Genomic DNA, 10348 nt, shown 5'->3' on the forward strand with positions numbered 1-10348 from the left:
AATACCAACGAACAGCCCAAAGAATGATTTCACCTTGAAAGTGCCGACCGTGGAAGGGATTCATCTGCTGTATCTCGAAATAAATAAGATATTTAGCTTATCATGTCAGCCTATTTGCAACAGTGCCGTTCTATGCACTGGATTTTTCTATCTGGGGCTTACAGTTCAAATTTCGAATAAGAGATTTTATGTTAAATAGGTTCGATTAAGCAGATCGTCTTCTAATTTTGAACATTGCTCATCATCAATGACTCCGGTAATACTTTGTAGCCACAACCCATCTGCTGCTAAACGAAGTAACTCTAAATCAGGATGACTATCCGTTTCTGCATGTTGAGATAATCTATTTTTTAGCCATTCCATCCAAATTTTATTAAAGGTAGGCTCTGTGATCATAGTCATTGATAACGCTGACCAAGCAGAAACCACCCCATCTATTTGATGGATAAAAGAACTATGAATATAAGCTCGTGTGAATTTACCATATTCTGTTGGATCGCGTTTAATCAAGTATTCAACTGTTTGATCTAAATCAAGAATTATTTGATTGAACATTTCTTCTATCAAATTTTTTTTATTCGGGAAATGGTGAAATACCCCCCCTTTTGTTATACCTACTGCTGTAGCAATATTTTGAATAGAAACACCAGAAATACCCTTTTGAGAAACAAGAATAGTTGCCTGTTCAAGGATGCGCTTTCGAATAACCTCTGGTTGCTTCTTTTGTTGCCGAATTTCTTTCACTTAATGACCTGCTGATTGCGAAAATAAATTAATAATTATTACGCCAGATACGATAAAACCAATTCCAATTAAAGCAGGATTATCTAGTGTCTGTTTAAAAACAAAGTAGCCAACTACAGCAGTTAGAACAATCCCAACACCAGCCCATATAGCGTATGCGATACCTAAAGGGATTGTTTTAATAACTTGTGATAATAAATAAAATGCCGTGCTAAAAAAAATAAAGACCATCACGCTTGGAAAAAGTTTTGTAAACCCTTCCGATTTAACTAAAAAACTACTTCCAATCACTTCGGAAACTATTGCAAATCCAAGTAATACATAAGCGAGTAACACACTGTTCATAAGTAATCATACCTAAAATACCAATCGGAAGGTATGTTAAATTTTCAAAAAAAATTATCAATAATTATTTTAGATTTTCTAAAATTAACATAATACACGTTATACGAAATGCAATTTAAATTGTGTTATAATTCAAAAGCCTAGATCCAAGTTTATAGCCCGAGCATCCCTGTTCGGGCTTTTTTTATGATTTTTCACGTTCCACGCCTACTTGTTGAGCAATGTTCCACGGCTTTAATAAGCCTAGGTGAATAATCAGGAAGCCTGAGCTTTTTCTTTTTGGCGTTCATCCAGCTCTTTCTTCAGTGCCTTTTTATCCTGGTACGATGCAATTAGCATAATCGGGATCAGCAGCGGAGCCACAATAATGCCCAGGGCAATGTCTTTCAGTTTCGGCATGATTTCTCTCCCTAGATTGCTCAGTCATGATCAAAAACAGCATTTAGCACACGGCCAAATAATCCACGTTTTTTCTTTGTCTCATAATGCGTATTTGGTACGTGTTTTGGTGTTTCATTAGGGCGTGTCACCAATGTCTCATGGGATGTTTTAATTTCACTATCTCTATTATTATCAATAGTTTCACTTATTCCACTATTGTTGTCGCATGGTGCATCATTGGAATGTGTCACTGGTGTATCATGAGACATTTTTTCTTCAGACTCTTTATGCCCTAATAGCAATTGAAAGCGGTCTATTTGATCTAAATAGCGTTTCTCACGATCTTTGTATGACTCAATTTCCTTTTTCATAAAATCAACAAGCTGACGTAAATCAGCATCATCTTTAGACTGATCCACTTCTTGTTTTTGTTCATGCTTTTTGATCGGCTCTCCAAAGCATCGGATGACTTCTGCAATATCAAAAAGACCATCAGCGCTTCGAGATATACGCCCTTCTTTTATGGCCCTATATAGCGTAGAACGACTGACGTTAAAGCGGTTAGATACTTCACTTAGTGATAATTTAGCCATTTACTAAATCCTTTTATTTAATGGCATATATCCCACTTTTTTTAGGTATGGATATAGTTCTTTGATTTTTTCAGGATCGTGAAGCATCTCAGCAATACGAATAGCAAATTGTGGATAGCTTTCAGTTCCCTGGGAATACCGACCCATTTCCGGTAGCTCTGAAAGTTTATTGGCAAACATGTGGCGTTGTGCATCGGTCATTTGGGTAAAGAGATCTACCGTGTTTGGATCTCTTTCTGAAGGTATCGAATCAATTTTTTTATGCTTAAAAGTGAATGATAAGCCTGAGATAGATCTTCCTGTTTTGTACTGTTCGTATTTTACATGTATATCAGTCAGCTCATTGATTTGCTTTATGGCTGGTTCTAAAACACGACTTTTAAAATTAACCATTTTTTGATATTCATTCATCTCAAGTCCTAATTTTTCTCTGAACTCAGATAAAGAAATAACAGGTGTTTTTCCTACGTCTCTCCAAGCAATTAGAAACTCATATAGACGAATAGCATATTTGCTAGTTAGTTGCGCAACCTGTTTAAGTTGATAGCTCGTAAAGTGCTTTTCCAATCTTGTAATAAGAGGAACAACATCTGGTGCAAAGGTAACTTCTAATGTAGCAAGGTCATCAACATATGCAATTCGGCTAACCCAGCGGGATTTGACTACAATTTCTTTGTTTGTATCTTTATGAATTTCCTTAAAAGAGAACTTTCTTTCAAAAAGATTATTAACTGCATTTTTTAGAGCGTTATACGCAGCTTCTTTGGTGACATCAAAGCGAGAAGCATAATCAGAAGCATGGATTTCTAATTTACTGTCGGATGAGATCCCTTGGCCTGTTTCTCTTGCTCTTATTATTGATAAAAGGATAAGCCGTTGCTCGGTTACTTCGAGATTATAACTGGCATTAATTAAGGCATTATCTTTTACTACTAAGTCATTTTTCATAAGACTGCATAGGTTATAAGTGTTATTAAGACTACATTAGCATTCGATGTAATCAAATGCAAAGAAATTGTAGTCTTATGACAAAGAAATTGTAGTCTTATGACAAAGAAATTGTAGTCTTATGACAAAGAAATTGTAGTCTTATCCACCTTGAAAGCCTTGCAAACAAAGGTTTTCAGAGAGTCTAAAAGCATTAAAAACTTTAAAAATAATTAAAAGCCCAGGCAAGGAAAAATTGCCCTTGGTTTTCGCTACGCTCAAACTCTATTGAATCTCGCTTTCGCTCGATTCGTTGGGGCAATTTTTTGGCTCATTGGGTTGTGACTTTAAAAAAAAGCAAAAGCAGCTCGGAATTCGCTTCGCTCATGAGCTTTTTACTCGCTTCGCTCGACATAAAGCCATCGTAATCAGTTCGCACCCATTCGGGATGCTCTGATTCTGAGTTCTTGATACACAGGGGAGCCTGTAATCAGGGAAAAACAGGTGAAAAAATTTAGATCCCTGTAGTTCGCTCGTAGACACTCGCTAAATGCTCTCATTTGCGATTTAAGAGTTTTTTCTTAACTCAACTATAAAATCTACTGTGGTTTAGCAAAACATCGCTAAAAACCCTATTTTTTTGCGTTTAAACAGCATTCACCAAGGTCGGTAATCGTTGTTATTTTCATTTTCTGGTTTTTTAGGCTCATTTTTCTGCTGTTTTTCCAATTCTTGGCGTTTTAAAAATGCCAAATGTTCTCGTTCGTGTCTTTCTTGTTCATAGCGTTGTTCTTTTTGCTCTCGTTCTTTACGTAATTGCTCTCTAAATTCACTTTCTTTGCGATCATTTTCAATTCTTCGTTGGCGATCTACTTCCGCTTGGCGTACTTGCTGCATTCTTTCTTGTTCAATTTTGAGATCATCTGCCCGTTTTGCTTTAAGGAGGGGACTCATATCATCATTAAAATCATGTAGGGTATCGAATGAATGAACGTACTCTCGTTTTAGCTTCTGCCAAAACGTGGGTTTTATCGTTGGTCGTTCAATCCCATTATTTTCCAGTATCTCTGAGCATTGACCTAAGCGTTGGACGACATTCTCAATATCGTATTCTTTAGCAAGTTGTTCGACCTCGGTTGCGTATTCTCTCCAGTTCTCATTTTTTGCCTGTTCTACTGATTTTTCAGTCGCATAAAAATCAGGTTTTTTTATATCTCTGTAAGTATGATGATAAGAGTCATAAAACAAATTATTGGTATGTAGGTAAAAATCGCTTTTGTTTTCTGCTAACCATCGTTTTGTCTTGGTGAGATTTGATTCAATCTGCTTTTGATTATCAGCAGCATTGCTTTGAATGGTGTAAAACTGATTGGCAAATTCTGCATAAATATCTTGGCACCGGATGAAGTCATCATATGCGTTGTCGATCTGTTGAACCTGTTGTTCTTGCAGGCGTTCTTCTTCTAGGTTGAGATTTACTAATTCTGCTAAAAGCTCTTTTTCTTCTGCTTCGGTTAACTGAAGTTCGTTTTCCAGCTGGGTAATCTGATCTTCTAATCGACTTGGAACAATAATTTCTTGATCAAGGCCCTTGATGATCTGTTGGTATTCTCGTGCAGCATCTAAATTTTTGGCTTTGATTGCATCATTTTCAAGTGCAATTCTTGGTAGCACAATTTCAGTGTTACGTTCTTCAAGCGGTCTTTTTTGTTCCTCGTCATATTGTCTGCGAAGTGCTGTAGCTTCATGCCCTTCATGATGAGTGGGTTCAAGAAAGTCTAAGCCCTGATCTTTATAACTGCGGTGGTCGATGCGTTCGTCTAGTCCGGCATTTTCCAATACTGTGTTTACAACATTGGCAAAAGTTGCTCGGCTGTCCTTCAGGATCTCGGGACCATGGTCGTTGAAGATTCTTTGTTTTTTGCCTAATTCGCCTTTGTCATTCACGACTCTGGTCGTGAACATGATGTGGACATGGAAATTTTTATTATTGGTTTCATCATCATGATCATGTGGTGCATGAATACAAGCATCGACAATCACATTATGTTTTTTGACAAAGTTAGAGCAGAAATCATCAACGATTTTTATGCGTTCTGCATCTGTTAATTCATGTGGTAAAGCACAGATATATTCTTTGGCGAGTCGTGCATTGGCTTTCATTGAGCCATTGGCATTGAATTCTTTTTTTTCTACTGTATTCCAAAGTGTTTGACGGTCTAAAAGTTTTGTATTGGTATGTTCTGGTGCATAAATATTTTTGTATGCAAGTCCCTTTTTTTTAGTGTAGTCCTGAGTCTTTCCAAAAGTCAGATCCTCTAATTTTTCACAGGCACGATAAGCAGCACAAGCAACGGCTGAACGTCCGTCACTTCGTGAGATGTTGCTTTCATTCAAATGAAAAATTGCCACTTTAAAAACCTAAATTTCTGCATACCGTGGTTTTGATTTTTGCAACTTTGAAAAAGTTGCTGACCATGCTAAAGCGAGGTCATGGGGTACAGGGGTTTCCCCCTGTCGCAACGTCCACTTTTGAATGAAATGATAAAAGTGGGTAAGTGCGCCCTTCGTTTCACTCCGGGAAAACTTCGCTTCGCTACGTTTGATATTGCTCGCTTTGTTTTTTGACTCTATGATGATGTTTGATTATTGATCATCACGGTTTAATACTATGTCAGATATTCAAGAAAAGAAAGATGCAGTTTTAAAGAAACTCACCAAAGCACAGCAGAAAAAATTATCCCTGCAAGAGCAAATTGAGTATTTAAAAAAAGAACAAGAGCAGATCTTAGAACAGGCAAAACAGAAACAGAATGAGCTTAAACTCAAACAGCAAAAACTTTTAAGCGAAGCAAAAGCCCAAGAACGGAAAAATGAAACTAGACGGAAAATTTTGCTTGGCGCTTGGGTTTTGAATAAATTTAAGAATGATGAATCTTTTAAACATCAATGGGCTGATTTTGAGCAGTTTTTAAGTGCGGAAAGTAAGACAGAAGAAAATAGACAGAAAGATAAAGAGCTTTTTAATGATCTTTTTAAGGGATAAGTTCTAAATTTCATATAAGAGATTTTATGTTAAACATTGATCCGAGGTTTATGTGTAAAGTTGGTTCGATTAGAGTTTCAAAGAAAAACTGTTCGGCTTAACAAATAAAATTTTATATGTGACTTATGGTTTTTAGGATTTGGGTACTCAATGAATAATAGATAGTGTAGTGTGTACAAAATATTTATTACTTTTCAAGAAATTTTAAACATGAAAAAATTATCTATTTTTATTGGGGCATTACTATTATTAGTTGGTTGTAGTAAAGAAGCAAATAAGCCAGATTCCAATAATACCAACTCTCAAGCAGAAACTTCTACAGTTAAAGCTAAAAATGAATTACTAACGGAGAATGAAAAGGCTTTTCTTAAATTTTCTATTGAAGATGAGCTTAAAATACTTCCTACATTAAGCTCAGGTGACAACGAGTCTTTACTATTAACATCTTACTTTCCTGTCTACTCAGCTGATCAAATAACAAATGATTATGACAAAAATGAAATCAAAGCCAATAACTTATATAAGAATAAGTATTTCTTTGTTAATGGAAAAATATCAGGTATTGAAGCAGGGATAGATGACAAGCCAGTTGTTCGATTAGAAACTAAAGCTAATTATGGGTTCAATTCTCCAATGCTTCGCTTTAATAAAATTGATCATGGGAATGTAGCTGAGCTTAGTAAAGGCTCAAAAGCTACATTTTTTTGTGTAGGTAATAGTGAAATAGGTGGTAGTCCTATTTTAGATGATTGTTTATTCCTAGAAACTTTCAAAACTGGCACTGTAAATCAAGCTCTAGAGTTCGAAGATCAAAATATTTCTGGGAATGATAAGCAATGGGAAAAAGCTATCTATACCTATGTTAGTTCAGCATTATTTGTAGGCCAAGTTTCTAATGACTTTCAGAAGTGTGCAGTTGAGGATGCTGACTGTATAAACAAACTTTTCGAGAGTATGTCTAAAGAGGAAAAAGCCAAGTATCAGGAATTAATCAAAGCTAAATTTCCAAAAGCTAGTAAATCTCTTGAGAATTAAAGTAGTTCTTTCAAGCCAAATAATTCATTGGCTTTACGAGCTTATGTAAGTAAATATATCTTTTTAAAAAATTAATTATTAGGTGTTTTTATGAGTTTTAGATTTGGTGTAGGGAAAAAAATAGGAGGTATTAACTTTTTTTTAAGTAAGTCTATTTCTACCTCTAGAGCGAATACTAATAAAGGTATTGTTAAGAAAAGTCCTACAGCTTCTGATTTGAAAGACATAGAGTTCAGTAACTTTCTGCATAAAAGTCAAAAAGATGCCAATGAACTAATTATGGATTTTTTTGAATTAAATGGATATGACCCATCTCGTTTAAGAAGAGAAAATATTGATATAGATGAATTATTTGAAAATGATGAATCTTATGAAATGTTCTCAGAGTTAACTTTAAGTTTAAAAGAAGAAATAGAAAAAGTTGCTTATTCAGGTGATACAGGAATTCAAGCTAAGAGAGATATCGCTGAAAAACTTTTTGCTTTAAAAGCTTTTATAAATAGATATGAAAAGAGAGATCACATTAACCCTAAATATGCTTTTTTAAAACAGCCAGAGCCACAGTCTGAACCTATACCTGTGCAGATCAATACTTTAGTAAATGAAAGTTCTTTTGATTTAAGTTCTGTATTAAACAAAATAAATAATAATCCGATTGTTAAAAATGTAGGTTTAATTTGTTTATGGATAGGTATTCTAATTATGCCTTATATTTTCGCATGGGGTACTTTAAGTAAAAACTTCACTAGATTACATAGGGTTATAGCTTTCTCTTGGATGGCAGTAGTCTTAATTTTAATAATTACTGGTAATAAAGAATAAATGAAAATTAAGAAAAGGGCTTTAGACGTTGGCTCAGCAACTACAGAAAATTTAATTGATAATACATTGCTAAGTACAGCAGATAGTGTTTTAGAAGAGTTTATTAAAGCATTTCCTTTTGTAAGTGCTTTTAAAGGGGTTTATCAAGGATTTTACCAATATCAATTAAGTAAAAGAACACAGCAATTTTTATACTACATTGACGCATGTGAACTTGAATCCCCTAAAAAAATAAATGAAATTTTTAAAGATAAAAGTAATTTAGAGATGGGGATGGAGATCATGAATGCAATAGAGCTTAGCTATCTAGAAAAACATGCAAGGATGATTGCTAGGGCCACAATTTTATATGATGCTAAAGAGGTATCTAGAAGTGAATTTTTAAAGTATATGCATATAATTCCTAAGTTAACTTCGTATTTATTAGACCAAATTAAAGAATGTTATGAACGAAACAAGTTGGAGTTAACTAATCCTAGACATGGATTAAAGGACGCTACAGATGAGGACTTAACTCTAGAACTTGAATCGTATGGATTTGTGCAAATTATTACTCATCCTTTCGGAGGTAAAGAATATAAGGCAACTGGTTTTCTACTTAATTTCTATGAAAATATATTTCAAAGTGAACATGATTAAGATTTTCTAAAATTAACATAATACACGTTATACGAATCTAAAAATGGGAGCCTTAAGCTCCCATTTTTTAAGTAATTTTTTAAATAAGACTTGGATGAGCATCTAAAATTCGAATCAATGTAGCTGCTGGTCCAGTTGGATAGCGTCGTCCCTGTTCCCAATTTTGCAGGGTACGAGGACTAATATGCAGACGTGCAGCAAACTCATTTTGGCTCAAGCCTGTTTTTTCACGTACTTCTTTAATATCTGGTAGTTCGAGTTCTGTAACTCGACTTGCTTTAACTTCTTTACGTTTGATAGCTCCAGCTTCTTTGATTGAAGCAACCAAGTCATCAAATAAGTTGTTATCCATGAAATTGCTCCTTCACGAGTTGGCGCAGAATGGCTGTTTCCTTATCTGTTAAATTATCTTTCACTGATTTTGGATAAGCCACTAAGAAAAATATCTGATCATCCTCGGTGACCCAATAATAAATCACCCGAATGCCACCACTTTTTCCTTTGTTACCTTGAGCACAACGTACTTTGCGAATACCACCGCCATTCTTGATTAGATCACCTCTATCAGGCTGTACCAAAAGATCTTCCTGAAGTTGACGATATTCCTCATCAGATACAAGGTCTTTAATTTGCTTGGTAAAGATGCTGGTTTCAATAAATAACATGGACTCTTTGTACGTCAATGGCGTACTTGTATTTTAGCAGTTTCCATAACAAAAAACGAGAGTTGTCCGCTCTCATTCCGAATAATGCCCATCATGCTAAATAAAAGGATATTCAGAAAAATATAGATGTAAAATTATGGCCAAGAAAAGTTATTTGAGTTGTTATATGAGCGTTACTGTTACTCAGCAAAAAGATATTGATAAGGTTTTGAAGAAATACCCTGATTGCTGTTCAATCTGTAAAGATCATTTTGATGATGAAGATTTGACATATACAGTTTTTGGATATGACAAAAATCAACGTATGCAAATCGTTTCAGGTTGTTGTATTGATGAGATATCAGACGTAGTGCTTCTAGGCTTATGTGGTTGTGACATACAGAATTTAATGAAAGAGCATCCTCTAGTAGGTTAATTCTTTAAGGTGAGCTTGAAGACTTTCTAAAATTAACATAATGGGCGTTATTCGGTTATTTATTGCTGATCTAAAATTTGTAAAAGAGAGTCTGGCTTAATTTAGACAGCTCTTTACTATATTTATTGAAGGTTTTTTATGAAGCACTTAGGATTTGTAGGAAAAAGTACTGAATATTTAGGGTATAGCCTAACGGAACAAAATAAAGTCTTAAAAAGCAACTCAAAAACCGTATTTATAGACTTAATATTTAATTTCGGTACAATATGTATTTAATTATCTAAACTCTAACGGTACAGAATGCCTAATCAGGTCGGATATATTCGAGTCAGTTCAACTGAACAAAATACTGAACGTCAATTAGATGGAATCAGCCTGGATAAGACCTTTACTGAAAAGGCAAGCGGTGGTAGCCGTGAACGTCCTCAGTTAAATGCAATGCTCGACTATCTGCGTGAAGGTGATACGGTGCATGTTCATAGTATTGATCGTCTGGCACGTAATACAAATGATCTGAACGAAATTGTGAATAGTCTGAATGATCGTGGTATAACCATTATTTTTCATAAAGAGAATTTGACCTTCAGTCATGATGTAGCACAATCGGCAATAAATAAACTCATGTTTCAGATGCTTGCTGCATTTGCAGAGTTTGAACGCTCCATGATCCGTGAGCGTCAAAAGGAAGGAATTGCAAAAGCCAAAGCGAAGGGCTTATATAAGGGAAGAAAGCGGA

General features: G+C 35.0%; 14 protein-coding genes. 6 read left to right on the forward strand and 8 right to left on the reverse strand.

Translation table 11 applies throughout. The annotated features are described in order from the left end of the window. Positions 1-186: 186 nt before the first annotated feature. The 6 genes from FTT77_RS16450 to mobQ form a co-directional block, all read right to left on the reverse strand. Positions 187-744, reverse strand: a complete 558-nt coding sequence (locus FTT77_RS16450) for a TetR/AcrR family transcriptional regulator (protein WP_005146114.1) — start codon at positions 742-744, stop codon at positions 187-189. Then, positions 745-1089 (reverse strand): SMR family transporter, encoded by a 345-nt coding sequence (locus tag FTT77_RS16455; RefSeq protein WP_005146112.1) that lies wholly within the window; start codon positions 1087-1089, stop codon positions 745-747. A gap of 255 nt (positions 1090-1344) precedes the next feature. After that, a complete protein-coding gene (locus FTT77_RS16460; protein WP_162898103.1) occupies positions 1345-1488 on the reverse strand; it encodes a hypothetical protein in 144 nt (47 codons plus the stop codon). 20 nt (positions 1489-1508) lie between these two features. Further along, positions 1509-2063, reverse strand: coding sequence for a plasmid replication DNA-binding protein (locus tag FTT77_RS16465; protein WP_068912165.1), 555 nt, complete (start codon positions 2061-2063; stop codon positions 1509-1511). 3 nt (positions 2064-2066) lie between these two features. After that, positions 2067-3011 (reverse strand): replication initiation protein RepM, encoded by a 945-nt coding sequence (gene repM / locus FTT77_RS16470; protein WP_068912167.1) that lies wholly within the window; start codon positions 3009-3011, stop codon positions 2067-2069. Between the two features lie 636 nt (positions 3012-3647). Continuing rightward, positions 3648-5402, reverse strand: coding sequence for a MobQ family relaxase (gene mobQ, locus FTT77_RS16475; protein ID WP_373686715.1), 1755 nt, complete (start codon positions 5400-5402; stop codon positions 3648-3650). Positions 5403-5661: 259 nt separating this feature from the next. On the opposite strand from mobQ, the gene FTT77_RS16480 reads away from it, so the two are divergent. The 4 genes from FTT77_RS16480 to FTT77_RS16495 all read left to right on the forward strand — a co-directional run bounded on the left by FTT77_RS16480 (position 5662) and on the right by FTT77_RS16495 (position 8532). Next, positions 5662-6036 (forward strand): hypothetical protein, encoded by a 375-nt coding sequence (locus FTT77_RS16480; protein WP_086322809.1) that lies wholly within the window; start codon positions 5662-5664, stop codon positions 6034-6036. 210 nt (positions 6037-6246) lie between these two features. Further along, a complete protein-coding gene (locus tag FTT77_RS16485; RefSeq protein ID WP_180109571.1) occupies positions 6247-7071 on the forward strand; it encodes a hypothetical protein in 825 nt (274 codons plus the stop codon). Between the two features lie 90 nt (positions 7072-7161). After that, entirely contained in the window at positions 7162-7893 is a 732-nt protein-coding gene (locus tag FTT77_RS16490; protein WP_180109570.1) for a hypothetical protein, read from the forward strand. Further along, positions 7894-8532 (forward strand): hypothetical protein, encoded by a 639-nt coding sequence (locus FTT77_RS16495; RefSeq protein WP_180109569.1) that lies wholly within the window; start codon positions 7894-7896, stop codon positions 8530-8532. Positions 8533-8611: 79 nt separating this feature from the next. Here the strand turns inward: FTT77_RS16495 and nadS are convergent, their stop codons facing one another. Then, complete coding sequence (gene nadS, locus FTT77_RS16500) at positions 8612-8884, reverse strand: NadS family protein (protein WP_000369781.1); 273 nt, start codon at positions 8882-8884, stop codon at positions 8612-8614. Continuing rightward, entirely contained in the window at positions 8877-9197 is a 321-nt protein-coding gene (locus FTT77_RS16505) for a type II toxin-antitoxin system RelE/ParE family toxin (RefSeq protein ID WP_058971762.1), read from the reverse strand. Before FTT77_RS16505 ends, nadS begins: the two co-directional genes overlap by 8 nt. A gap of 166 nt (positions 9198-9363) precedes the next feature. Here FTT77_RS16505 and FTT77_RS16510 point away from each other — a divergent pair, with 166 nt between their 5' ends. Together FTT77_RS16510 and FTT77_RS16515 are read left to right on the forward strand one after the other, a co-directional pair. Beyond that, positions 9364-9612: a hypothetical protein gene (locus tag FTT77_RS16510; RefSeq protein ID WP_166135740.1), complete on the forward strand. Its 249-nt coding sequence runs from the start codon at positions 9364-9366 to the stop codon at positions 9610-9612. Positions 9613-9912: 300 nt separating this feature from the next. Further along, positions 9913-10348: recombinase family protein (locus tag FTT77_RS16515; RefSeq protein ID WP_180182528.1), on the forward strand; the 436-nt coding region annotated here is incomplete at its 3' end.

Source organism: Acinetobacter sp. YH01010 (genome assembly GCF_013420775.1).
In the GTDB taxonomy this organism is placed as follows: domain Bacteria; phylum Pseudomonadota; class Gammaproteobacteria; order Pseudomonadales; family Moraxellaceae; genus Acinetobacter; species Acinetobacter amyesii.

Coding starts and splice junctions, on each gene's coding strand:
- FTT77_RS16455 (WP_005146112.1), bottom strand. CDS start 1,089: ATGAACAGTGTGTTACTCGCTTATGTATTACTTGGATTTGCAATAGTT.
- FTT77_RS16460 (WP_162898103.1), bottom strand. CDS start 1,488: ATGCCGAAACTGAAAGACATTGCCCTGGGCATTATTGTGGCTCCGCTG.
- FTT77_RS16465 (WP_068912165.1), bottom strand. CDS start 2,063: ATGGCTAAATTATCACTAAGTGAAGTATCTAACCGCTTTAACGTCAGT.
- repM (WP_068912167.1), bottom strand. CDS start 3,011: ATGAAAAATGACTTAGTAGTAAAAGATAATGCCTTAATTAATGCCAGT.
- FTT77_RS16480 (WP_086322809.1), top strand. CDS start 5,662: ATGTCAGATATTCAAGAAAAGAAAGATGCAGTTTTAAAGAAACTCACC.
- FTT77_RS16485 (WP_180109571.1), top strand. CDS start 6,247: ATGAAAAAATTATCTATTTTTATTGGGGCATTACTATTATTAGTTGGT.
- FTT77_RS16490 (WP_180109570.1), top strand. CDS start 7,162: ATGAGTTTTAGATTTGGTGTAGGGAAAAAAATAGGAGGTATTAACTTT.
- FTT77_RS16495 (WP_180109569.1), top strand. CDS start 7,894: ATGAAAATTAAGAAAAGGGCTTTAGACGTTGGCTCAGCAACTACAGAA.
- nadS (WP_000369781.1), bottom strand. CDS start 8,884: ATGGATAACAACTTATTTGATGACTTGGTTGCTTCAATCAAAGAAGCT.
- FTT77_RS16505 (WP_058971762.1), bottom strand. CDS start 9,197: ATGTTATTTATTGAAACCAGCATCTTTACCAAGCAAATTAAAGACCTT.
- FTT77_RS16510 (WP_166135740.1), top strand. CDS start 9,364: ATGAGCGTTACTGTTACTCAGCAAAAAGATATTGATAAGGTTTTGAAG.